The 23,789-nt window shown below is 56.4% G+C and carries 21 protein-coding genes and 4 tRNA genes; 11 read left to right on the top strand and 14 right to left on the bottom strand.

Annotation, left to right across the window (positions count from 1 at the left end; all coding sequences use genetic code 11):
- Positions 1 to 155 precede the first annotated feature (155 nt).
- Positions 156 to 1,670, bottom strand: coding sequence for a succinyl-CoA:acetate CoA-transferase ScpC (gene scpC / locus ABIE61_RS08540; RefSeq protein WP_354408548.1), 1,515 nt, complete (start codon positions 1,668 to 1,670; stop codon positions 156 to 158).
- A 327-nt stretch (positions 1,671 to 1,997) separates the two neighbouring features.
- Positions 1,998 to 3,359, bottom strand: coding sequence for a DEAD/DEAH box helicase (locus tag ABIE61_RS08535; RefSeq protein WP_354408545.1), 1,362 nt, complete (start codon positions 3,357 to 3,359; stop codon positions 1,998 to 2,000).
- Positions 3,360 to 3,498: 139 nt separating this feature from the next.
- On the opposite strand from ABIE61_RS08535, the gene ABIE61_RS08530 reads away from it, so the two are divergent.
- The 8 genes from ABIE61_RS08530 (at position 3,499) to ABIE61_RS08495 (ending at position 11,787) form a co-directional block, all read left to right on the top strand.
- The gene (locus ABIE61_RS08530) at positions 3,499 to 3,960 is read left to right on the top strand and encodes a C40 family peptidase (protein WP_354408544.1); all 462 of its coding nucleotides are present in this window, start codon (positions 3,499 to 3,501) and stop codon (positions 3,958 to 3,960) included.
- Positions 3,961 to 4,476: 516 nt separating this feature from the next.
- Positions 4,477 to 5,451 (top strand): ABC transporter substrate-binding protein, encoded by a 975-nt coding sequence (locus tag ABIE61_RS08525; RefSeq protein WP_354408542.1) that lies wholly within the window; start codon positions 4,477 to 4,479, stop codon positions 5,449 to 5,451.
- Positions 5,435 to 8,227 (top strand): EAL domain-containing protein, encoded by a 2,793-nt coding sequence (locus ABIE61_RS08520; protein ID WP_354408541.1) that lies wholly within the window; start codon positions 5,435 to 5,437, stop codon positions 8,225 to 8,227. Before ABIE61_RS08525 ends, ABIE61_RS08520 begins: the two co-directional genes overlap by 17 nt.
- 78 nt (positions 8,228 to 8,305) lie before the next feature.
- Positions 8,306 to 8,393, top strand: a tRNA-Ser gene (locus ABIE61_RS08515).
- 23 nt (positions 8,394 to 8,416) lie between these two features.
- Positions 8,417 to 8,492, top strand: a tRNA-Asn gene (locus ABIE61_RS08510).
- Between the two features lie 44 nt (positions 8,493 to 8,536).
- Positions 8,537 to 8,612: transfer RNA gene (locus ABIE61_RS08505), tRNA-Lys, on the top strand.
- Between the two features lie 15 nt (positions 8,613 to 8,627).
- Positions 8,628 to 8,703 (top strand) — tRNA-Lys (locus ABIE61_RS08500).
- A gap of 240 nt (positions 8,704 to 8,943) precedes the next feature.
- A complete protein-coding gene (locus tag ABIE61_RS08495; protein WP_354408539.1) occupies positions 8,944 to 11,787 on the top strand; it encodes a transporter substrate-binding domain-containing diguanylate cyclase in 2,844 nt (947 codons plus the stop codon).
- 117 nt (positions 11,788 to 11,904) lie between these two features.
- Here the strand turns inward: ABIE61_RS08495 and ABIE61_RS08490 are convergent, their stop codons facing one another.
- The 4 genes from ABIE61_RS08490 to ABIE61_RS08475 are packed head-to-tail and all read right to left on the bottom strand — an operon-like array spanning position 11,905 to position 15,691.
- On the bottom strand, positions 11,905 to 12,951 hold the full coding sequence (locus ABIE61_RS08490) for a TRAP transporter substrate-binding protein (RefSeq protein ID WP_091827293.1): 1,047 nt from the start codon (positions 12,949 to 12,951) through the stop codon (positions 11,905 to 11,907).
- A gap of 44 nt (positions 12,952 to 12,995) precedes the next feature.
- Complete coding sequence (locus ABIE61_RS08485; protein ID WP_354408538.1) at positions 12,996 to 14,204, bottom strand: NAD(P)/FAD-dependent oxidoreductase; 1,209 nt, start codon at positions 14,202 to 14,204, stop codon at positions 12,996 to 12,998.
- Between the two features lie 24 nt (positions 14,205 to 14,228).
- Entirely contained in the window at positions 14,229 to 14,549 is a 321-nt protein-coding gene (locus ABIE61_RS08480; protein ID WP_354408537.1) for a 2Fe-2S iron-sulfur cluster-binding protein, read from the bottom strand.
- Between the two features lie 2 nt (positions 14,550 to 14,551).
- Entirely contained in the window at positions 14,552 to 15,691 is a 1,140-nt protein-coding gene (locus ABIE61_RS08475; RefSeq protein WP_354408535.1) for an aromatic ring-hydroxylating dioxygenase subunit alpha, read from the bottom strand.
- Between the two features lie 186 nt (positions 15,692 to 15,877).
- Between ABIE61_RS08475 and ABIE61_RS08470 the strand changes: the two genes are divergently transcribed.
- Positions 15,878 to 16,657 carry a helix-turn-helix transcriptional regulator gene (locus ABIE61_RS08470; protein WP_091827297.1) on the top strand — a complete coding sequence of 260 codons (780 nt, stop codon included), beginning with the start codon at positions 15,878 to 15,880 and terminating at the stop codon, positions 16,655 to 16,657.
- An 86-nt stretch (positions 16,658 to 16,743) separates the two neighbouring features.
- Here ABIE61_RS08470 and greB read toward each other — a convergent pair whose 3' ends face one another.
- Positions 16,744 to 17,244, bottom strand: a complete 501-nt coding sequence (gene greB, locus ABIE61_RS08465; RefSeq protein ID WP_354408532.1) for a transcription elongation factor GreB — start codon at positions 17,242 to 17,244, stop codon at positions 16,744 to 16,746.
- Positions 17,245 to 17,320: 76 nt separating this feature from the next.
- On the opposite strand from greB, the gene ABIE61_RS08460 reads away from it, so the two are divergent.
- Positions 17,321 to 17,749 carry a hypothetical protein gene (locus ABIE61_RS08460; protein WP_354408530.1) on the top strand — a complete coding sequence of 143 codons (429 nt, stop codon included), beginning with the start codon at positions 17,321 to 17,323 and terminating at the stop codon, positions 17,747 to 17,749.
- Between the two features lie 56 nt (positions 17,750 to 17,805).
- Positions 17,806 to 18,720, top strand: coding sequence for a DMT family transporter (locus ABIE61_RS08455; protein ID WP_354408528.1), 915 nt, complete (start codon positions 17,806 to 17,808; stop codon positions 18,718 to 18,720).
- Here ABIE61_RS08455 and ABIE61_RS08450 read toward each other — a convergent pair.
- The 7 genes from ABIE61_RS08450 to ABIE61_RS08420 form a co-directional block, all read right to left on the bottom strand.
- Positions 18,688 to 19,662, bottom strand: coding sequence for a zinc transporter ZntB (locus ABIE61_RS08450; RefSeq protein WP_354408525.1), 975 nt, complete (start codon positions 19,660 to 19,662; stop codon positions 18,688 to 18,690). The two genes, ABIE61_RS08455 and ABIE61_RS08450, sit on opposite strands and share 33 nt — an antisense overlap.
- A 13-nt stretch (positions 19,663 to 19,675) precedes the next feature.
- Positions 19,676 to 20,068, bottom strand: a complete 393-nt coding sequence (locus ABIE61_RS08445) for a hypothetical protein (protein ID WP_354408522.1) — start codon at positions 20,066 to 20,068, stop codon at positions 19,676 to 19,678.
- A complete protein-coding gene (locus ABIE61_RS08440; RefSeq protein WP_091827303.1) occupies positions 20,040 to 20,327 on the bottom strand; it encodes a hypothetical protein in 288 nt (95 codons plus the stop codon). The genes ABIE61_RS08445 and ABIE61_RS08440 overlap by 29 nt, the downstream gene beginning before the upstream one ends.
- Complete coding sequence (locus tag ABIE61_RS08435; protein ID WP_354408519.1) at positions 20,324 to 21,151, bottom strand: putative RNA methyltransferase; 828 nt, start codon at positions 21,149 to 21,151, stop codon at positions 20,324 to 20,326. Before ABIE61_RS08435 ends, ABIE61_RS08440 begins: the two co-directional genes overlap by 4 nt.
- Positions 21,148 to 22,290, bottom strand: coding sequence for a succinyl-diaminopimelate desuccinylase (gene dapE, locus ABIE61_RS08430; protein WP_354408516.1), 1,143 nt, complete (start codon positions 22,288 to 22,290; stop codon positions 21,148 to 21,150). The genes ABIE61_RS08435 and dapE overlap by 4 nt, the downstream gene beginning before the upstream one ends.
- Before the next feature lie 75 nt (positions 22,291 to 22,365).
- On the bottom strand, positions 22,366 to 23,397 hold the full coding sequence (gene dapD / locus ABIE61_RS08425) for a 2,3,4,5-tetrahydropyridine-2,6-dicarboxylate N-succinyltransferase (RefSeq protein ID WP_354408513.1): 1,032 nt from the start codon (positions 23,395 to 23,397) through the stop codon (positions 22,366 to 22,368).
- Positions 23,398 to 23,439: 42 nt separating this feature from the next.
- Complete coding sequence (locus tag ABIE61_RS08420) at positions 23,440 to 23,787, bottom strand: ArsC family reductase (RefSeq protein ID WP_354408510.1); 348 nt, start codon at positions 23,785 to 23,787, stop codon at positions 23,440 to 23,442.
- Positions 23,788 to 23,789 lie beyond the last annotated feature (2 nt).

Here is a 23,789-nt window from a genome sequence, read left to right as displayed (position 1 = left end):
CCCTCCTGCAGGACTGCCAAGGCAGCCCGATTGACTCACTACAGGGTAACAGATCCTGTACGGAACGGGAGTCCGGACGTCGGGGAATACGAGGCAAAAAAAAGGCGCCTCAGGAGGGGCGCCAAACGCTTAGAGCATCGGGATGGAGGGGCGGGTTACATCCGCCCCTCGGTTTCATAGCGCTGGTGCCAGCTCAGAGCTTCATCCAGCAGGTGTGGCGTATGCATGCCGCGACCGCTGGCACAGGCGCGGTTGAAATAGTCCAGCAGGCGTTCGCGGAAATCCGGATGTGCACAGTTGTTGATGATCGCATGGGCACGCTGGCGGGGTGACAGTCCGCGCAGATCCGCCAGACCCTGTTCGGTGACGATGATCTTCACGTCGTGTTCGGTGTGATCCACATGGGACACCATCGGTACGATGGAGGAGATCGCGCCGTCCTTGGCCGTGGAGGGCGAGACAAAGATCGACAGATAGCCGTTGCGGGCAAAATCCCCTGAACCGCCGATACCGTTCATCATCCGGCTGCCCATAATGTGGGTCGAGTTCACGTTGCCGTAAATATCGGCTTCGATCAGCCCGTTCATGGCGATGATGCCGAGCCGACGGGCCAGCTCCGGATGGTTGGAGATGTCCTGCTGGCGCAGAATGATCTTGTCGCGGTACAGGTCGATATTCTCATCGAACTCGCGGATGCCGTCGGGACTCAGCGAGAAGGCGGTGGCCGAGGCAACGCCCAGGGTACCGGACTTGAGCATCTTCAGCATGCCGTCCTGAATCACTTCGGTGAAGGCTGTCAGGTTTTTGAACGGGCCTGCATCCAATCCTTCCAGTACCGCATTGGGAATGTTGCCCACACCGGACTGAATCGGCAGCAACTCTTTCGGCAGGCGACCGATTTCGATCTCGCGCTGGAAGAATTCGAGAATGTGCTCGGCTATCCGCCTGGAGGTGGCATCCGGTGCCTTGAACGGGGAGTTGCGATCCGCCGCCGAGGTTTCCACCACTGCAATCACTTTATCCACAGGGCAGTGCAGATAGGCTTCACCGATGCGATCCGCCGGATGGGTCAGCATGATCGGTTTGCGATTGGGGGGCAGGGCGGTACCGTAATAGATGTCGTGCATCCCTTCCAGCTTGGCGTTTTGCTGGGCGTTGACCTCAAGAATGATTTTGTCGGCCTGCTCGATCCAGGTCTTGTTGTTACCGACGGACGAAGAAGGGATCAGGCTGCCATCCTCGCGGATACCGGCGACTTCGATCAGGGCGATATCCATCTTGCCGAGAAAGCCTGACCAGGCGTATTGCGACACTTCAGACAGGTGGTAATCCACATACTCCATCGTGCCACTGTTGATCCGTCCGCGGCAGATAGGGTCGCTCTGGAACGGCAGGCGCATTTCGATACCGTCCACTTCCGCCAGTGCGCCATCCAGCTCGGGAGCAGTGGAGGCACCGGTCCAGACATTGATCCGAAACGGTTTGCCGCCGGTGGCATTGTGATGGCGAATACGCTCGGCCAGCGCCGCGGGTACAGCCTTGGGATAACCGGCACCGGTAAAGCCGCTCATGCCGACGTTGGCGCCGGGAGAGATCAGTTCAGCAGCCTGCTCGGCGCTCATGATGCGCTCACGCAAACGCGAACACAAAATTCGTGAAGTTGAAGACATGGTCGTTCCTGTTTGTTGTCAACAAGCCTGCATATTCTGATAGTGATTAATATTTATGCAGTCTGGTGGAGGCGGATTCTAGCAGTGAATGCGGGAATGTATGTAGTTTGATTGTTGCAATTATGTAAAACAGTGGCCTGGATTGGGCAAAAATAATGCTTTTTGTTGTCGTTTTTGCGAAATTAAGTTGCGATTATAACAACAAAGAGCGATCGCTCTTTGGGTGAGAACTCTGATGCGCTGGGGACAGGTCGGGGTGGAGGCGATGGTGAAAGCCGGCCACTGCAGGAAGCAGCGGGCCGGCATCAGTGGCAGTACAACGCGGGATCAGCTGTCGCTGTCGGAACGTTTTTTCTTCAACGGCATAAAGCCATCGACCAGATCGGCAGGGGGCTTGGGTGCTGCGGTAGTACGGCGCTTGCCCACCTGTTTGCGATCACGCAGGCGCTGTTTGCCCTCGGATTTGGCGGCTGACTTCTTGCCGTCCTTGCCGTCACTCTTTTTCTTTTTGGTACCGGCAGCCTTGCCCGAGGCTTTCAGCTTCTTCGGCCCTTTGTAGTTGGCTTCCACACCTTTCAAAGTGCGGCGCTCGAATTTGATGCGCAGGTAACGCTCAATGCTGGACATCAAATTCCATTCGGTATGCTCGATCAAACAGATCGCCAACCCCGGCTTGTCCTGGCGTCCGGTACGGCCGACGCGGTGCAGGTGTTCGTCACCCTTGCGTGCCATATCGAAGTTGATCACCATATCCAGCCCTTGAATATCGAGGCCACGGGCGGCCACGTCGGTGGCAACCAGGATATTGATCTTGCCGCTGCGCATCAGCCCCATCACATGCTTGCGCTCATCCTGACTCATCTCGCCGTGCAGGACTCCGGAGCGGCGGTTCTGGCGCTGCAGGCTCTTGGCCAGCCACTGCGCCTTGACGCGGGTGTTAGTGAAGATGATCACCTTGTCATAGGTTTCGTTGGCCAGCAGCCACTCCACCAGACGCTCCTTGTGCTTGTCGTCATCGGCCAGAATGATCTGCTGCTGAATATTGGCCTGCGCGTTTTGCGGCGTGTTCAGCAGCAGCTGTTCCGGCTCGTTCAACACCTGCGGTAGCAGGTCATGCACACCGGGATGGGTCAGGGTGGCGGAAAACACCATCGACTGGCGATCCTTGCGGCAGATCTCGGTGATCGCCAGCACCTCGTCACGGAAGCCCATGTCCAGCATGCGGTCAGCTTCGTCCAGAATCAGAAATTCCAGATCTCCGAAATCCAGGGTTTCACGCTCAAGGTGCTCCATCAGACGGCCCGGAGTCGCCACAAGAATTTCCGGGTTCTTGCGCATCTCGGCGGCCTGCTCCTTAAAGCCGGTGCCGCCACAGACGGTCATGGTGGTGACGCGGGTAAAAGTGGCCAGATCCTTGACGCTTTGACACACCTGCTCGGCAAGCTCGCGTGTGGGGGTCAGTATCAGGCCACGGGTACCGGTATTGGGCGATGGGTTATCCAGAAAGTGCTGCAACATGGGAATAACAAAGGCGAGCGTTTTGCCGCTGCCGGTTTCGGCGCCCACGATCAGATCCTTGCCCTCCAGTGCCGGGGGCAGTGCCGCCAGCTGTACGGCTGTAGGTTGGGTAAAGCCAAGTTTATCGATCGCCTTGAGCAGGCGGTCATGCAGCATCAGGTCAGCAAACACGGGTTTTTTCTCGCTTGAAATCAGTTGCGAGCATACTAGCAGAAAGCGCGTGATAGAGCTGCACTGAAGCGGGTTATTGGCTTGACCTTGAATGCCTTGAGTGGTTAAACATTAAACATGAATACTTCAGGAGACGGTCATGCCACGCTCACTTACGTTGCTGACACTCATGGCGCTGCTGCTGGCGGGTTGCAGCAGCGCTCCGCGTTATGGCCATACGCCCGCTGATCTGCATCATCCACAGCGACAGCAACTCCTTGACCACTACAGCCAGTGGGCAGGTACCCCCTATCGTTACGGTGGCCAGGACCGTTCAGGTGTGGACTGTTCCGGCTTTATCCGGCGGGTCTATGCAGATCTAAATGGCACCCAGTTACCCCGTACAACCGAAAAACAGGCCCGTATAGGTTCTCCGGTAAAGCGGCATCAGCTGCAACCGGCTGATCTGGTATTTTTCAAGACTGGCTGGAAGCAGCGACATGCCGGCATCTATATCGGCAATGGCGAATTTATCCACGCGTCTACCAGTCGTGGCGTGATGATCTCGCGGCTGGATAACCCATACTGGGAAGACGCGTGGTGGATGGCGCGGCGTCCCTGAGGAACATTCTGGACTTTCATCCTCAGCCCATACAGGTTTCATGCACAGGCCCAAGGAGGGGTGTTTTATGATCCTGTCTGGGTGTGAATAAAAATCATGCTCTACTTCAGATAAAGCGTTAACTTAACGGAATTGGTGCCTGGATTGGGGTTGACAAAACAGGCCTGAGGAAAACCATCCCTATCTCGATCAAGAATTGTACGCTTTTGAAATATCTTTTATTTACAGAGAGTTATTGTTTTGTTTTGCACACTTTCCCGAACTTATCCATGAGGTTTTGCACAGAATATGTGAGCAAAACGGATCAGGTTATCAACCGCATCGAAAAGGCTTGTGGATTGTGAATACTTTAGTGCATAACATGTATGCATGAAGGCAATTCGACTCGGGTCTGTAGAGTAATTCACAGGGTATGGAACTTTGGTATCGAGCATCCCGTTTTGGTTCCGGCAGCGAGGACTTGACTGCCTGTTTGCGGTAAACTGTCGTCATATTTAGTCATGGAGAGTTGCCGGGATGCGGCTGAAGAGACGACTGCAAATACTGTGTCTGCTGCTGATCCCCTTTCTGGTGACAGCAGGCTGTCTGTCGCCCCCTTTATCCCCTATCAAGCTGGGCACAAATCTCTGGCCCGGTTATGAGCCGCTTTATCTTGCACGCGAACAGGGCTATCTGTCGGGAGATGACGTTGCGCTGGTTGAACTCCTGTCGGCCAGTGAGGTTATGCGTGCCTACCGCAACGGTGCCATTGACGCGGCAGCGCTGACACTGGATGAAGTGATCAGTCTGCGTGAAGCAGGCCTGAGGCCGGTGATTGTTCAGGTGGCGGACATATCCAACGGGGCTGATGTCATCCTGGCGCGTCCAGGTTTTAAGCAGATACAAGACCTGCGTGGCAAGCGCGTCGGGGTAGAAGCGACTGCACTGGGTGCCTATATGCTGTCACGTGCGCTTGCATTGCATGGGATGAACGCCACGGATGTGGAGATTGTTCACCTTGAAGTTAACGAACACCATGAAGCTTGGCTAAAAGGGCAGGTGGATGCGGTGGTGACGTTTGAACCCGTCCGTCAACAGCTGGTGGCGCAGGGGGCGGTCATACTGTTTGACTCTTCAATGATTCCCGGAGAGGTGGTGGATTTGCTGGTGGTGCGTGAGTCACTGCTGAAATCCCACCGCAGGCAGATCCATCATCTTATAGATGCCTGGCATCGGGCGTTGGAGTATCTGCATCAGTCGCCAGAGCCGGCGGCCGAGGTGATGACGGCCCGTATTGGCGGTTCGGCCGCTGAAGTACTCAGAAGCCTGCAACAACTGGAACTGCCGGGCCCGAAACGCTCCTCAGTCCTGATGAGCGGCAAGCCTCCTGAGCTGCAAAAGCAGGCAGAGGCGCTGGCAAGGCTGATGCTTGAGCAGGGACTGATGCAACAGTTGCCTGACCTGTCAGGGCTGGTCTACGCGGATTATCCGAGCTATGAAACTGATCACTGAGTTGCCGCTGCGGCGTATCATTCCTATCACCATCGTGCTGTTTGCACTTCTGATGCTGGTATTGGCCTTCGGTCTGATCAAACCCTATCTGGGCCAGCTTCTGCATCAGAACATGGAAGACAGTCTGCGCTACACACTCAATCGATTGCAGGGTACGACCGAGTACATGTTGGGTCGCGGTGATCTGGAAGGTGTAAAACGCGAAGTCGCTGCCAGCAGCGCACATCGTGAAGTCAAATACCTGTTAGTGACCGATCCTCAGGGGCAGGTGATTGCCTCCAGTCGCCTTGCCCAAGTGGGTCGGCCACTTAACAGTCTTGGACTGCATTTTGCCCCTGAGCTGATCGCTCAAGCGACAACCTCTCGGCAACCGATCTATCAGCATCAGAGCGTGGGAGAAAACACGCTCTATGGCTTGATGCCCTACATCTACTTCGATCAGAGCGCCTCTCTGCAGGACAACTGGGGGTTGGTGCTGGTTGAGCTGGATCTGGAGCGTTCCATGGCACCCTTGTTGCACCGGCTGGACCGGCTCTTTGTGTGGGTAGCATTGGCTGTGGTGCTGTTGGCGACCCTGGCATGGGTGTTGATTGAGCGAGCAGTGAGTCGGCGCCTGCTGTTGATCACCAATACGGCGGCGGCATTGGCTGCCGATGAGCTGGGGCAGCGTACGGGCCTCAAGGGGCGTGATGAGTTGAGCCTGATCGGGCAGGCTATCGACAAGATGGCGGCGCGACTTGAGCAAAGCCGAGGGCAATTGCTGCAGGCCAATCGACAGATGGAAAATATCCTGCGTTTTATCCCCTCCATGGTGTACATCAAGGACCCCAAGGGGTTCTACCGCATGGTCAACGAACGGTTTATCGAAACCCTTGGAGAACCTGACGAGAATGGCTCAACCGTGTTTGATCTGGTTCCCGAGCCCTGGGCAGGAGAGGTTGCAAAGCGTGATCGCGAGGTGATGCAAACAGGCAAGGCAATGCAGTTTCAGGCAAACTTTCCGGTCAACGGGGAGATGCACAACTGGTTTATGGTCAAGTTTCCCCTGGTGGGTGAAGATGGCATGCCCTATGCCTTATGCACTGTTGCCACCGATGTGACTGAGCAGGAGCGCAACGAGAATCTGGCACGTATCGCCCAGCGTATTTTTGAACACACAGCCGAAGGGATCATGATTACCGATGCTGAAAACCGCATTGTGGACGTGAACCAGTCGTTGCTTGATATGACCGGTTACGGTCGCGAAGAACTGCTTGGGCAGCTTCCATCAGTTCAGAAATCCGAGCATCAGGACGCGGCATTCTACGCCCGCATGTGGCAGGACATTCAGCGCAATGGCAAATGGAACGGTGAACTGTGGAACCGCAGAGCTGACAAAACGGTCTATCCCGTGCGCCTGTCAATCAGCACCATACTCAATCGCAAGGGTGAGCTGGATGGTTACTTTGGCATTTTTCAGGACATCACCGAAGAGAAAAACGCAGAGCGCAACCTGCATCATCTTGCCTACCACGATACGCTGACCGGCCTCTACAATCGCACTGAGTTCATGCGCCGAGTGTCAGAAGCACTTCGCCGAGGCAAGCGTTACGATGAACCTTTCGGTTTATTGTTCATCGACTTGGACTTGTTTAAGGAAGTCAACGATAGCCATGGCCATGCCGTGGGAGACCAACTGCTGTGTCAGGTGGCCGAGCGACTCAAGGGTTGCCTGCGGGAGTCGGACAGTGCCTTCCGTCTTGGGGGGGACGAGTTCACTGTACTGCTGCCGCAGCCGGAAGGGGATGACAGCCTGGCTGCGGTCGCCAACAAACTGATCGATCAGCTGAAAACCCCATTCAAAGTCGAAGGGCATGCTGTGCGCATCGGCTCCAGTATCGGCATCGTCAGTTATCCGCGTGATGGCGAGGATCAGGACACTCTGGTAGGCCATGCCGATGCCGCCATGTACTTTGCCAAAGAGCAGGGTCGAGGGCGCTATGCGTTCTTCGATCCACAAATCAATGCTCGTAACCAGCGCAATATGCGCATCAAAACTGGGTTGAACGAAGCGCTTGAGCGTGACGAGCTGTATCTGGTCTATCAGCCCAAGGTACTGCCTGGCGGCGCAGTCTGCGGCTACGAGGCATTGATGCGCTGGCACAGCCATGAGTTGGGGCTGGTATCGCCGGCTGAGTTCATTCCCATTGCCGAAGCCAGCCAGGCGCTGGAGTCGATGACGGTCTGGCTGTTGCATCAGGTGGGGCGAGACCTGCAACAAACGCCGCTGAAAGGCCTGCAGGTCGCTATCAACCTGTCGCCACGCCAGTTCCAGAGTGGCAGCTGGGTGGATGCACTGCGTGAGGTTTTGGAAGAGTACCACCTTGGGCCAGAGCAGTTCTGTATCGAAGTGACGGAGAGCGCGCTGGTGGAAAGCTTCAACACCACTGTGGCGCAGCTCTCCGAGGTGCAGGCACTCGGTGTTGAAGTGGCGATTGATGACTTTGGCACCGGTTACTCATCACTGGAGTACCTCAAGCGTTTGCCCATTGACTACCTCAAGATTGATCGCTCTTTCGTGCGTGACATTAGTACTGATGCTGATGACAGGATTATTGTGCAAACCATCATCCTGCTGGCCCACTCGTTGGGGTTGAAGGTGGTGGCCGAAGGGGTTGAAACACCTGAACAGGCGGAATTCCTTGGGCAGCAGGCCTGCGATGAGCTACAGGGCTATCTGTTTGCTCCACCGCGAAGGCTTGAAGAACTGGGCGATACAGCCGTAAAAAGGCAGTGAATTCGGTAACTTGCAAAATAATTTGGCCTTCGCGCTTGACACTTCGGCGCAGGACTGTAAAATCTGCGCCCATCCTTTGGAGGGATGGCTGAGTGGTCGAAAGCACCGGTCTTGAAAACCGACGGGTCGAGAGGCCCCCAGGGTTCGAATCCCTGTCCCTCCGCCATTAAGGATGATGATTTGGACAGTTCCTCGATAGCTCAGTTGGTAGAGCAGTAGACTGTTAATCTATTGGTCGCTGGTTCGAGTCCAGCTCGAGGAGCCAAATCATGATGACCTTGCCTGTCTGGCATGGTCACTGCAAAGAGCGGGTCGTTAGCTCAGTTGGTAGAGCAGTTGGCTTTTAACCAATTGGTCATAGGTTCAAGTCCTATACGACCCACCACTCTTCGCTGCCGGAGGGTCGTTAGCTCAGTTGGTAGAGCAGTTGGCTTTTAACCAATTGGTCATAGGTTCAAGTCCTATACGACCCACCATTTCCGGATTCCTTTCTGATCCAAGCCATCGTTTTTCCTGCCAAAGCCGTTATCATGTTCAGAGCGTGATTGGCATATGCCTTTGCATGTCTAATTTTGTTGTGCTGTTCACATCATAGTGGCTGTTTTATCCGCTAACGGCTCCATAACCACAGGGTTGCCTGGTGTGAATAAGAGGCTGTGGCATCAATAATGGATTTTATGAAGCCCTTTCAACTTCATTTTGCTGTGCTCATAACAATGGCTCTGTGCCTGTTGACGATCCAGGTCAGGGCGGAGCCTGAGCACTCTCCGGTCAGCATCGGCATTGTTGCTGACAATGCACCCTATTCAAGCCTTGGGCCCGGCGGCCTGCGTGGTTTCTCCATTGATATCCTCGAAGAATTGAGTCGCACCAGTGGTGTTGAGTTTGAGTATCGCGTCGGGAGTTGGTCGGAAATCTATGGCGCTTTTTTGCGTGGTGAGCTGGATGCGGTAGATGAGATTTCATGGCGCGAAGACCGAGCTGACAAAATGTTGTTCACTCGGCCTTACCATCTGCGCCATACCGTTATCATGCATGATGAAAATCGACCGCTGCCCGCCATCGAGACGCTGTCCGACCTGAAGGGATATCGGATTGGCACTCTGACTGATATCTATTACGCAGGCCTCTTGAAAGAGTCCGGTCTTGAGATTGTGGAATATGGCTTGCAGCCGGATTTGGTACGTGCATTGGCCTTTGGCTGGGTTGATGGGATTATCGGCCCGGAAGTGACATTACGCTACATGGCTCGCCAGCAGGGGTTTGTGAATATCGAGCCCCTGGCTGCAGCGCCCTTGGGTGGGCAGGAAACAGAAGATTTCAGAATTGCCGTTCACCTGGATCAGCCCCAGCTGTACCAGAGGCTTGATGAAGGACTGGCGGCCATCGACCCGCACTGGATTGAAGCCTTGCGCGAACGCTGGCAGGAGTTCGGCGGCAAGGCTTTGGATGACAAGGCCTTGAAGCTTACACCGGCGCAGCAGCTGACAGTGCGTCAACAGGCACCCCTGAGAGTGGGACTGATGAGCGATTACGCGCCACTGAGTTTTGAGGACGGTGGGCGCGTGCAGGGACTCTCGGTGGACATCCTGACACGCGTGATGGATTTGACCGGCTTGCAGGCAACGCCTGTGGTTGATCAATGGAGCGTCCTGATTGAATTGTTTCAACAAGGTGAAATAGATGTCATCGCGAATATCTCCGATCTGAAAGAACGCAGGAGCTTCACGCGTTTCACACAACCTTACCACCACGTGCCTATCGTGGTTTTTACCCGCAAGCCTGGCTTCCGCCTGAACTCGCCCGATGATTTCCGTGGTCAGAAAATCGCTATCAGTACCGGCATCTTCTACGAACGCAAGGTACGTGATCTGGCGTCTGAAGGGGTCATTAGCTTTGACAATCAGGCCTCCATGTTCCGGGCTTTGGCCTCCGGCACGGTGGATCTGGTACTGGCTGCCCTTCCAAACGGCAATCATTGGGTACGTGAATTGGGCCTTACAGATGTCCGCATCGCCGGTGAGCTGAGCCTGCCCGATGTGAGTGGCGAGGATCTGCGCTTCGGCTTGCGTCCCGAGCTTGAGCCACTGGTTCCGATCATCGATGCGGCCCTTGCCGCCATTACGCCAACGGAAATGCGAACTATCGAGAACCGCTGGTTGGGTGCACAGCTTGAGACCAACTCGGCGTTTACGGGGCTAAGTGCTGCAGAACAGGATTTTCTTGAAACACGCAGCAACAGTCTCAGCTACTGCATTCATCCTGACTGGATGCCGCTTGAGGGGCTGGATAGCAAAGGTCAGCACCAGGGGCTTTCAGCCACACTGTTGGATATCTTTAGCCACCGCTCAGGGGTGACCTTTAATTTGCGTCCGACCCGGAGTTGGAGAGATTCCCTCGCGGCGTTGAAGCAGGGGCAATGTGATCTGGTGCCGCTTATTGGGCGATCAGAGGGGCAGTCTGAAGGGCTTGCCCTCACTTCTGCATTTTACACATTGCCAAGCATTGTACTTGGTCGCATTGAGGCTCCCTTTATCGGCAGTCTGAGTGATATTGACCAGCACCCGATCGCAATTGTGCGCGATTCACCATTGTTGTCAGAGTTGCGTCGAAGCTACCCGGGTCTGAACCTGATAGAAGTAGACAATGAAACGGAAGGGGTGCAAGGGCTGCAGCGTGGGGAGTGGTATGGTTACATCAGCACCTTGGCAACGGCCAGTCAGAAGCTGCAGGACCTTGGGCTGGCTGATATTCGTGTTATTGGCCGAGTCCCCATGGATCTTGAGCTAGCCTTGGCGACCCCGGCGGCTGAACAACATCTGGGTACGCTGATGCAAAAGCTGGTATTAAGCCTGAGCAGTGAAGACCTGCATCGAATGGACAGTGAGTGGCGTACCGTCAGGCTCCAGCAGAGGGTGGACTACTCCCTGTTGTGGCAGATTCTGTCGATAACAGCCATTGTCCTGTTTATGCTGTTTTACTGGAATCGCAAGCTGGGTGCCCTCAACCGAGAGCTGGCAGCTGCCAATGAACGACTTGCTGTTACAAGTACAACGGATGAGCTGACCGGCCTCGGAAATCGAACCAGTTTTGAGCAACACTATGAAGCCTGTTACCAGGTATGTCAGCGCAACGGCTTGTCGTTTATGGTGGCCATGGTGGATGCTGATCACTTCAAACAGGTCAATGACCGGTTTGGACATGCCGTGGGAGACGAGTGCCTGCGTGCAATCAGCCGTACCATGCGTGAACACTTCCGGCGCGAAACCGATTATCTGATTCGTTTTGGCGGGGAAGAGTTCGTTATTTTTGCAGTGGCCAATTCGCCTGCTGATGCCGCTGAGCGGCTGGAAACACTCAGGCGCGGTATTGAGCAACTGCGAGTGCCAACCTCTGATGGTCAGGAGGTTCGTGTGAGTGTCAGTATCGGTTATTGCCGACTGGTGCCTGAAATAGGGCAGCGCTCTGAACAGTGGCTGCGCATGGCAGACCGAGCGGTTTACGAAGCCAAGCGCAAGGGACGCAATCGTGTTGTTGATGCGGGAAAGGATGTTGTCTAGAGCGGGCGCGGTGCGGGTCTTGGGCTTTGGTCAAACCGGGCTTGCGTGACTAAGCTTCGATTCTAACAACCTTTCACGAAAGCCCCTTCCCGTGCAATCAGGAGGGGGCTGAGGTGTTTAATTGCTGGTGGCAGTACCCTGCATTTTTTGTTTAAGCTCCAATGCCAGGTGACGCAAATGTTCTAATGCTTCTGCCGCGTCCGGATGATCACGCTCGACCTTTTTGCTCCAAGCCTGGTCCATACCTGATGTCGCTTGCTGAATCTCCTTCATTAGTGGATCGTTGGCATCGACAAAATGTATATTCACACCTTCTTTCTTTGCCATTTCAATACCTTCTCGGTCAGACTGATCCCAGGCCTTACCGGCCATGGCTGACAGGCGTGCCCCGGATACTGACATGATTGCTTCACGATCTTCAGGGCTCAGGCTATCCATGAAATCTTCATTGGCAATGATTGCAAAGCTGCCCAGATAAAGTCCTCCGGGCAGCAGTGTCAGGTGGGACGATACTTCGGCCAAGCGAAAATCACGTTGACTGGCTGCCGGCATGAATACACCGTCCACGATGCCCTGTTGCATCATCTCGTACACCTTGGGGCCAGGTGCCGCAACTGGCGTGATCCCCAGACGCTTGCCCAACTCCTGTTGAACACCACCGCCAAGACGGATTTTGGCACCTTTGAGATCACTCATGGAGTTGATCGGCTTGCGGCTGTGGATCTGGCCCGGGCCATGAGTAAACAGTCCCATCAGGACAAGCCCCTGGTGTTCAGGTGAGTCTGAAAAATAGCGGTTATAGGTCTCCCAATAGGCTTGTGACGCCAGTTCAGCGTTGACACCCAGGCCGGGCAGCTCAACCATTTCTGACAGTTGGAATCGACCGGGAACATAGCCGTGAAAACTCCATGCGGCGTCCGCCACACCATCTTCCACCATTGAAAAATAGGTGCTTTGATCTCCCAGATTATACTCTAGCTTTACTTTGACCCGGCCTTCCGTTGCCTCCTCCACCCAACTCGCCCATGTCGGCAGAACTACACTGTTCTGAACATGGCCAGGAGGACCCGCGGTTGCAAAGTGAAGTGTGACCGGTTCTGCCATGACCGGCAGGCAGATGGAACAGGCAAGCAGTGCAATCTTGGTGCGTTTGAATGTCAGCATAGGTGCATCCTTTTTATTGTTATCTCGTGATGAAATTGCTGGAATCAGGCGATACATTGGCTCAATGGAATGTTGATATCCTCCGCTTTTGGGATGTCGATTTGGGTTTCCGTCATGATCATTTTCTTGGCTTGCAAAAAGTCCGCCGGTCGATTGATTGCATCGCATGCAACCAGTCGGCCCTGTTTGAGATAAAGCCAGCTGCGCGCCTGAGTATCTTGACCACGCGCGATCAGCTGGTCGTAATCCGGATTCAGACCTGCAATTTGCAGGCGTGCTTCGTACTGCGTTGACCAGAACCAGGGAACAGCTGGCTCGGGTATTGGTTGCCCGGTCAGCTGTGCCAGGATGGTCTGAGCGTGGGCGCTGGTGTTTTGAACCGACTCCAACCGCAGGTTACGGTTGTAAAGGGGGCTGAACTGCACAGCACAGTCACCACCGGCATGGATGGCGGGGTCAGAGGTGCGACAGCATTGATCGATCACAATGCCATTGTCACATTCAAGGCCTGCCTGCTGCGCAAGTGAAACCTCCGGGACTACCCCGATCCCCACCACAACCTGATCCGCGGCCAACATTTCCCCATTTGTCAGACGTACCGCCTCAATCGCTTGCTGGCCCATAAAGTTCTCCACACCGACACCCGTGCAGATATCAACGGCATGATTCTGATGCAGCTGCATGAAACAGTCGGACACCTCAGGAGCTACCACACGTCCAAGAATCCGCTCGCCAGCTTCCAGAACCGTCACGTCCATGCTGCTTTGACGTGCGGCAGCTGCTATCTCCAGTCCGATAAAACCGCCACCGATCACGACTAGACGTTTGCCGGGCTGCAGTGCGCCGCGTAACTGTCTGGCGTCAGACAGGGTCTTGAGGTAATGAATACCTGTCAGCTCATGACCGGGGATATCCAGCCGACGCGGCGTTGTCCCTGTAGCCAGAACCAGTTGGTCGTACGGTACGAGGTGGCCGTTGGCCACCACGGTTTTCTGCTGTCGATCAATTTCACTGACTCGAGTATTGAGTTGACAGGTGAAGCGCGGGTCGTCCCAGACGTGTTGTGCAACCAGTGCCAGTTCCTCCTCTGTCAGTTCACCCTTGAGGTATTCCTTGGACAGGACCGGGCGGTTGCAGGGCAGCGAGTCTTCTGCGCTGAGCAGTGTCACTCGACCGTCAAAACCCTGCCTGTACAGCCCCGTAATCAAGGCGGCAGCCAGATGCCCACCGCCCACAATAACCAGATGTTGCATGCCGACTCTCCCGAAAGTTAAGGCTCAACATTCAGCCGGCACAATGCGCAGGCTAAGACCATCCATCTCTTGGCTCAGCCGCAGTTGGCAGCTCAGGCGTGAGCCTGAGGTGCGCTCATCCAGTGCGTCCAGCAGTGCTTCTTCTTCCGGCTGGGCTGTACCCAGCAAGGGTTGCCAGTCGCTCTCCAGTACGATGTGGCAGGTACCGCAGGCACAGCAGCCGCCACAGATGCCTTCAACGCCCGAGGATTGATCCCGCAGCAGTTCCATCAGGCTGCTGCCGGGATCGGCTTGCAACCGCTGCTGATGGCCGTTGGCATCGATTACATGGATTTGGATGCTCATGTTTACACCTCTACCGCTGTATTGATGGCAGGCTGTGACTGAACTGCCCCTGGTGCGGAGTGCTGACTGCGTTCAGCCTCGGCACGGCGCTTGAGGTAACGGCGCATGGCTACGCTGGCAATATCGGACTTTACCGAAATTTCAAAGAACTCATCTTCAGGTGACATATTGCTGAGCAGTTCTTCCATCGCTTCCAGTCCCACAATGTCTTCATGGAAGGCAGCCATTAGTTGTTGGTGCATGAAGTCGGTGATGCTGTCGTCCTCGGGGGCAAAATTGCGCCCATGAACAACGAAGTAATGGGTAGAAGTCGCGGTCTCGGGCGTGGGAATATGGGCCGTCTTGATACGGGTATCGGGGCGCTCAGACTCAGGCAAGGCGATGTCATAAAATTGAGCATGTACGATATGCAGTGCCGGTGACACGAAATCTGACGTGGTGATCCGTGCCGCATCCCGTCCTTCAAGGCCGGTGGGCTTGGCCCAAACCGGTGGCAACCGTGTGGGTACCACGTAGCGCTTGAGGATAAAACGATCTTCGCTGATTTCGGTATCAAACTCGGCGGCGGCATAGTCGGGTGTACCGAAGGTGTTGGCATGCAGGAAGCTCAGATGAGTCAGATCAAGCAGGTTTTCATGCAGGTACACGTAGCTGGCCTTAAGAGGCATGTAGTCGCAGGAGGTGATCCAACCCTCGTCCAGCATCGGCATGGCGGGAATCTGTTTCGGATCAGCTTGATCAGGCTCACCCATCCAGATCCAGACAACGGGTCCCTGCTCGACAAGTGGATAGCTGCGGATCGAGATACCGGCGCAGTTGCACTGTGATGGCACCTCGATACAGCTGCCGCTGGCATCATAGCGCAGGCCATGATATCCACAGACAATAGTGTCACCTTCAAGACTGCTGCGTGATAGAGGGAAGGAGCGATGGCCGCAGCGGTTATCCAGCGCCACGGGTTCGCCGTTTTCCTGACGGTAAAAAACCAGCTGACGGCCCAGAATGGTGCGAGCCTTGAGTTCCCGCCCAATCTCATGACCAAGGGCGGCCACATACCACTCGTTGAAGATGAACGGGGTTTGTCGATTGGCCAGTGTCTTGCCAGCGGCCTGAGCTGCTCGCTGTACTTTGGTAAGAGCCATAAGGCATCCCTCCGAGTTCTTATTCTTGTTTAAACGTGGTTTCAGGCTACTCGGGCGGGAAGGGCCCGGCACTCACAGGATCTTGTGAGCTGTACTCGAAATTGTGGCAACTGCATGTAATACTCGGCTCAAGGTGTCCGCCAGAGATACCATGCATAACAAGAACAGGGCCCTGGAGGTCTGACAATGAACCCGACAACCGTACAACACAGCCTGGCTAGCCTTGTGGGTGAGATTGGCCGTCAGGGATTTGAACACCGCCTGATGCAGTGCATGCATGAACTGACCGGTGCCGACCATTGTGTTCTGATCAGTTATGATGCCAGCCGTACAGCGCCCATAACGCTGTTTTCATCTGGAGCCATCGATCAGCCACTGGCACAGGAATGCCGCCGCCTGTACGACGAGGTCTATTACGAGCGCGACCCGAACCGGGCCTTACTGGATGCCGGTGCACATGAACCCTCAACACAACTTCTCACGCTACGCCCGGAAGAGTTGAGTGACCCGGAGTATCGTCGTACCCTGATTGAGCGCTGTGGCATCCGTGAAAAACTGGCGTTTATAGGCCATGGCCGCGAGCAAGCTTATTGCCTGAACCTGTACCGGCTCAAATCGCGCCAGCGTAAAGGTCTACTGATGGGAGCTCTACAGGACAACACGGCACTGATAGCCGCCACACTGGAGCGTCATATCAGTCTTTCGACGGAGGCCCAGGTCAGGTTTGATCTGCCGTGGGTGAGAGCACGGCTGTCGCGCAGCTGCGGTGATCGCCTAACCCAGAGAGAGATGGATGTGGCCTGCAGAATAGTGTTGGGCTATAGCTCTGAAGCCATTGGACTGGATTTGGGCGTGAGCGTAAATACAGTGCTCTCACACCGCAAGAACCTCTATGAAAAGCTGGGTATTGGAACGCAGAATCAACTGTTTGCCATTGTGACCGAAGGTCGCTGTGCTTGGGTATGAGCTTGCCTGGTACACGATGTAATCACAGTCTGTTTTAGCTGGGTTTACACGCCTGATGTGTGTTTGAAGTGTAGGCGTTTTTTGGCTCACTTATACTCAATCGCTACGACCTCCAGCCAGAGTTCATCCTGATCAACCCGCTCGATGGTCACGTCATCGCCCACCTGTTTCTTGAGCAGCTGCCGTGCCAGTGGTGCATCAATGCTGATATAACCTTTGGCCGGGTCGATTTCATCTGCGCCGACAATACGGTAGCGACGCGTGTTGTCATCCTCATCGGCCAACGTGACCCAGGCGCCGAAGAAAATTCGGCTGGTGTCGTCAGGGGCGCGATCCACCACCTTGATGTGTTCCAGCCGCTTCGACAGGTAGCGGACGCGACGGTCGATCTCGCGCAGCTGTTTCTTGCCGTAGATGTATTCAGCGTTTTCGGAACGGTCACCTTGGGCCGCAGCCTCTTTTACGGCCTGTGTAACCTCGGGGCGTTTGACCTTCCACAGGTATTTCAGCTCGTTATTAAGGCGCTCATAGCCCTCCAGCGTGATGTAGGGCGAGCTTTTGGGTTGTGCCGGACGCCAGCGTGCCATGTTTTTTCCCTGATATTGAAGAAAAGGTAAAGGATTACAGTCGCTTGCCGATAATACCAGCTCAGGCGGAGGCATGATGCAGACAGATCCTATCCAGACACGAATTGAGAACTATACGGCCTCACTGCCACAGGCAGTGCAGTCGCCCAATGGTGCCCAGTTTGCGTTTCTGCTCAGTCTGATTGCATCCAACCAGGAAATCTATCGCCCGCAGGCACCGGTTCAGCCCGGCAGCGGCTTCGAGCTGCCCCCGGCAGCGCCGTTGAGCTATCCCGATCTGAATGAGCTGCACACGCCGGAAGTGGTGTCGAGGCTTAATCATTCCATCAATGATCATATTCCCGGCGACTACGCCTATCTGGTGAGCCGACTGGACACTCAGGCCCGGACACCCCGTGCGCAGGCACTGCGGTCAGACCGTTTTGAGCAAGTCGCCCTGTATGCCGCCAGTGAACTGGCCGATACCATCGAGACCGCACGCCATACTTTGACCGCAACGGCCTGACAGGCCAAGCGCAATATGTTTTCCTAGTCGGTTTGTGTCTGCAAGGATCATAACCCATGTCGGAAAAATCACAGTCGCGGGCCATGCTGCTTGGACTCAGTGCCGTTTTGCTCTGGTCCACGGTGGCGACGGCGTTCAAGCTCTCGTTACAGGTCATGACGCCGTTGCAGCTGCTGGCCTGGTCCGGCCTGTTCTCCACATTGGTACTGGCAGCCTGCGTAAGCTGGCAGAAGCGCTGGCGTGAGTTGCTGCAGCAGTGGCGCAAGCGTCCCGGCCTCTATCTGCTGTTGGGGGCACTGAATCCGGCACTGTACTATCTGGTGCTGTTTAAGGCCTATGATCTATTGCCGGCGCAACAAGCTCAGGCCCTGAATTACACCTGGGCGCTGACCCTGTCACTGCTGGCTGTGCCGCTACTGAAGCAGAAGCTGCAGCGTTTAGATCTGCTGGCCATGACACTGGGATACTTTGGCGCACTGGTGATCGCGACCCGAGGGCAGCTGTTGGCACTTCAGTTTGACAGTACGCTCGGAGTGGCGCTGGCATTGGGCAGCACTCTGGTCTGGGCACTGTACTGGATTCTCAATGCGCGGGCCGAGAGTTCTCCTGCGGTCAGCTTGTTGCTCTGCTTTCTCTGCGGAACGCCGCTGGTATGGGGCTTGATGCTGTGGCAAGGCGAAGTGCAGTGGCCCGGCACTCAGGGCATTCTCGGGGCGCTTTGGGTCGGGGTGTTCGAGATGGGGCTGACGTTCATGCTCTGGCTGGGCGCACTGCGTGCCGCGACTCATGTCAGCCGTGTGTCCAACCTGATATTCCTGTCGCCCTTTCTGTCGCTGGTGTTTATCTACTTGCTGTTACACGAGCCTATTGCCCCGGCAACCTTCATTGGCCTGGGGCTGATCGTTACGGCAGTGGTGGTGCAGCAGCGCGCCCGGCGTTCAGAGCCAGCTCCAACGCCGGAACAGGATTAACAGGCCGCCAACCAGCAGGCCCAGCAACAGCAGGAAAATCAGGAAGGCATAATCGTTATCGGCACCTGGAATACCGCCCACGTTGATCCCCAGCAACCCGGTGAGAAAGCCCAGAGGCAGGAAGACGGCTGAGATGATCGACAGTACGTACATGCGCTGGTTGAGCTGTTCGCCCTGCTGGCTGGCCAGCTCTTCCTGTGCCATGGCGGCACGCTCACGAATGATGTCCAGATCCTCGATGTGGCGCAGCAGCTGATCACTGATTTCACGCAGTTCCAGCTTCATTTCAGTGGTAAACCAGCTCAGGCGTTCGCTGAGCATCTGGTTGAAGGCGTCCCGCTGCGGGGCAAAGTAACGCCGCAGGGTAACGGTCTGGCGGCGCAGACTGCGCACGGCCTGGCGCATCTCGCTGCCGGGTTGGGTCAGCAGGTCCAGCTCAAGGTCTGACAGTTGCTCTTCAAGTTCTTCAACCGTCACTCCCATCCGCTCCACCAGCAGTTCGCTGAGGCGAATGACCAACTCGGCGCTGCTGCGAGGGCCCTCCCCCTGCTCGAACAGCGCCAGCAGCTTAGCAACGGACATCAAACGGCGTTTGCGGGTTGATACCACCAGTCGCGCCCCGACGCAGAGGCGAATCGAAACCATATCTTCGGGATCGGCCCCCGGGTTGGTATTTACACCGCGCAGCGCGAGCAGAAGGTGTTCATCCAGAATGGCGGCGCGGGGGCGGGTGTTTTCGGCCAGCAGGGCGTCGATGGCCAGCTCCGGCAGGCCACTGTCCTGTTCCAGCCACTGGCGTGTGGAGTCGAGGGTGTAGTCCAGATGCAACCAGAGAATACCATCTTCCGGTTGCCAACGTTCCAGCTCCTCGAAGGAAAGAGAACGGGCACCGCCCTGTCCATCGAGGATCAGTGCGTGCAGTGTTTCGCGGGCGGGTGTCATGGCTGTTTTCCTGTCAGTCGGTGCGCCAGGTAATTTTGTTTATTTCACCCCCTTCGATTTTCCACCATTCGTCCGGGTCGTCACCATCCTGCCATCCAGAAACGATGCAACGAACCTGGGTGTCCAGTGCGGCGGCGACTTCATGGGCACAGTCAACGTCACGTCTCCAGGGGGTGGCATCGGAGCGGAACCAGACGCTGATCCAGGCTTTGCCAACCGCCTTTTCATGGATCATGACCGGAATGCGCTGACCGCTGAAAATGGCTGTGAGTGAGTGCGTGCCGCCGACACTGTTGTGTGATTCAACATTGTCGGCCCGATCGCGCAGCCACTGCAGTATCTGTTCCAGGGAACGGTTCTTGATATAGATCTCAATGTCAGGGTGGCGGATCTCGGTGCTGCTCATCGTCGTCGTCCAGAATGTGCCAGATGCGCAGAACGCTCAGGCTTAGGTAACCAATAAGGGCGAGTATGCTGCCAGCGATGGTTAGGATCAAGCCGGCCAGTGCCAGCAATTCTGCCTTGAGCCCGGGTGGCAGGCTGTATTGGGCCATGCTGATGCCACCGACGCCACAAAAGAACAGCCCGGCTCCACTGAGCAGCAGGCGCAGGTTGCCTCGGGGGTTCTGTGCCTGCTGGCGAAGCCAGTCCTTGAGTCGGCTCATCGCTTGCGTAACAGGCTCAGTCTGAAATCGGCCTGTTCGGTCAGGGCGGAGCAGGCGGCAATGCGCTCACGGGCGGCGCTGTTCAGGCGCTGGCCGTGTGGTGTCATCGCCAGCAGGTCCTGCACCGCCTCGGCGTTGTCGAGCCTGAACTCGAACGCCAGCCTTTCCAGTGCGACGGGCTCGAACTGTTGCGCCAGTGCCTGCTCAGGGCTGAAGCCCGAACTGTCACGTACCTGTTCATAGATCAAACCGCGCAGAGCACGCAGGTGCTCAGGGCCGGGGTAGACCACCAACATGAGACCACCCGGTTTGAGAACACGAGCGGTGGGTTCAGGCAGCAGGCGGCCGAAGATCAGACTGGCCATGTCGACCGATTCATCGGCCAGCGGGATATCCGCGCCAGTGGCGACCAGCCAGAGAATATCGGGGTTGCGTCGGCTGGCGGTGCGTACCGCCGGTTTGGAAATATCCAGCCCGGCCACGTTCAGTTTCAACTGGCGCTGCAGCTGATCGGTGTACCAGCCCTCGCCACAACCAAGATCCAGAAGGTTTCCGGCCTGAGTTGTCTGCACATAAGGCTGCAGCAGATCAATAATGGCCTGTGCCAGCGGTGCATAGTGCCCCGCCTGCAGGAAGCGCTGTCGTGCCTGCACCATGTCGGCACTGTCGCCCGGCTCCTTGCTGCGTTTGCGCTGCGGCAGCAGCAAGTTCCAGTACCCCTGACGGGCGCGGTCAAAGCTGTGGTTGTGTTCACAGCCAAGCCGTTGCTCCTGCTGTTGCAGGGGCGACTTGCATACCGGACAGATCAGCGCAAATGTACTCATGCCTGAACCAGCAGCCGAGCCAGAATGTTTTCGTACAGGTGCGACAGATCATCCAGGTCGCTGGCGCGTACACGCTCGTTGATCTTGTGGATGGTGGCGTTGCAGGGCCCCAACTCCAGTACCTGAGCCCCGGTGGGTGCAATAAAACGACCATCAGAGGTGCCGCCGGAGGTGGACAGCTCGGTTTCGTAACCCATTACAGAGCGGATTGACTCCCGTGCCGCATCCACCAGACTGCCGGCCGCCGTCAGGAAGGGATTGCCGGACAGAATCCAGTCGATATCCCACTCAAGGCCATGCCGGTCGAGGATCTCGCGCACACGCACCTTCAGTTCATCGGCGGTCACTTCAGTTGAGAAGCGGAAGTTGAAAGCAATATCCACATGGCCGGGAACCACGTTGGTGGCACCGGTGCCGGCATTGATATTTGAGATCTGGAAACTGGTGGGCGGGAAGAATTCATTGCCTTCGTCCCAAACGGTGGCCGCCAGTTCAGCCAATGCCGGAGCGGCTTCGTGGATCGGATTGCGCACAAGATGCGGGTAGGCCACATGGCCCTGAATGCCACGTACCTTCAACGTGCCGCTGAGTGAGCCGCGGCGACCGTTTTTGATCACATCACCCACTTTTTCCGTGCTGGAAGGCTCGCCGACGATGCACCAGTCGATCTTCTCGTTGCGTGCTTCCAGATGGTCGATCACGCGGGTGGTACCGTTAATGAAGGGGCCTTCTTCGTCGCTGGTGATCAGCAGGGAGATGGAGCCCTGATGGTCCGGGTGGTTGGCGAGAAAACGTTCGACAGCGGTGACGAAGGCGGCAATGCTGCCTTTCATATCGGCAGCGCCGCGACCGCAAAGATAGCCTTCTTCGATACAGGGCTCGAAGGGCGGGAACTGCCACTGCTCTTCGGGGCCGGAGGGCACTACATCGGTGTGACCAGCGAAGCAGAACAATGGACCGGAGTCGCCACGGCGCGCCCAGAGGTTGGTCACCTCTTCAAACGGCAGGCGCTCGATGCGGAAACCGAGCTTTTCCAGTCGGCTGATCATCAGTTCCTGACAGCCATCATCCTCGGGGGTGACGGAGCGGCGGCTGATCAGCTCCATGGCCAGATCCAGCGTAGGGGAGGTCGAAGTCATGTTGAATCCTGCGGCTTGAAAACAATAAAACCCCGTACACCATCGGGTGAACGGGGTCGGTCAGCGCTGTTACGCTCAGTTGTGCTTGTGCAGCTCGGCGTTCAGCTCGATGGCGCTCTTGTTGGTTTTCACCTCGATGCGACCATTCTGCGAGTTGCGGCGGAACAGCAGGTCCGGGGTGCCGGCCAGTTCGCCAGCCTTGACTACGCCCACTTCCTGGTTGTGCTCGTCCAGAAGGGTGACCTTGGAACCACCGGTAACGTACAGGCCCGCTTCAATGGTGCAACGATCACCCAGCGGCAGGCCGAGACCGGCGTTGGCGCCCAGCAGGCAGTTCTCACCCACAGAGATCACCACGTTGTTGCCACCGGACAGCGTGCCCATGGTGGACGCGCCGCCACCGATATCGGAGCCGTTGCCCACGACAACACCAGCGGAGATACGGCCTTCAACCATGCTCACGCCCAGGGTGCCGGCGTTGAAGTTGATGAAACCTTCATGCATCACGGTGGTGCCTTCGCCCACGTGGGCGCCCAGACGGATACGGGCAGCGTCACCGATACGAATACTGGCCGGTACCGCGTAGTTGGCCATTTTCGGGAACTTGTCGACGGAGAACACGTCCAGCACCTTGCCCTGAGCACGAGCCGAGAGCTGACGGCGCGGCAGGTCGTCCAGTGCAACGGCGCCTTCATTGGTCCAGGCTACGTTAGGCAGCAGCGGGAACATGCCGCTCAGGTCGATGCCGTGCGGTTTGACCAGACGGTGCGACAACAGCGACAGCTTCAGGTACACCTCGGCGGTAGTTTGTGGCGCAGCGTCGGTTTCTAGGATGCAGAGCACCAGCGGCTGCTGAGTGCCTTCCAAAATTTCAACCACTTCAGCCTGAGCTTCGGCGTCCACGGACAGGAAGGCCGCTTCCAGTGCCTTCAGCTGGGAGGCGTTCAGTTCGATGGTCTGGTTGCCACCGGCGTAACCCACCTTGTCGGCCACGGCGGCAATCAGCGTGTCATCCGCGTTCAGCAGCGGTGCGTTGTAGTACACCTCCAGCCAGTCGCCGGCAGACGATTTTGTACCTACACCCAAACCAAATGCGAAATTCGCCATTGTTAACTCCGTTGTTCAATTCATCAAAAAGAGAGGCGCTGTTCAGTCGAACAGGGCCGCGTAATCGGTGTCTTTAAAGCCGACTTCAACCCGACCGTCGTCCAGTTCCAGCACCGGACGCTTGATCAGAGTCGGCTGTTCGACCATCAAGGCCTGCAGGGCTTGCTCATCGGTAGTGGCCTTGACCTCATCCGGCAGCTGACGCCAGGTGGTGCCGCGCTTGTTCAGCACTTTGTCCAGTCCGACTCTGTTGCACCAATGGGCAACCTTGTCGGCTTCAAGGCCTTGTTTGCGGAAGTCGTGAAATTCAAACGTAACACCACGGGCTTCCAGCCATTTGCGTGCCTTGCGCACGGTGTCGCAGTTGCTGATGCCGTACAGGGTGGTCACGG

The organism is Marinobacterium sp. MBR-111, from assembly GCF_040547585.1.
Taxonomy (GTDB): Bacteria; Pseudomonadota; Gammaproteobacteria; order Pseudomonadales; family Balneatricaceae; genus Marinobacterium; species Marinobacterium iners.
The sequence above is the reverse complement of the archived record's forward strand: the minus strand, read 5'-3'. Positions and strand labels throughout refer to the sequence as shown.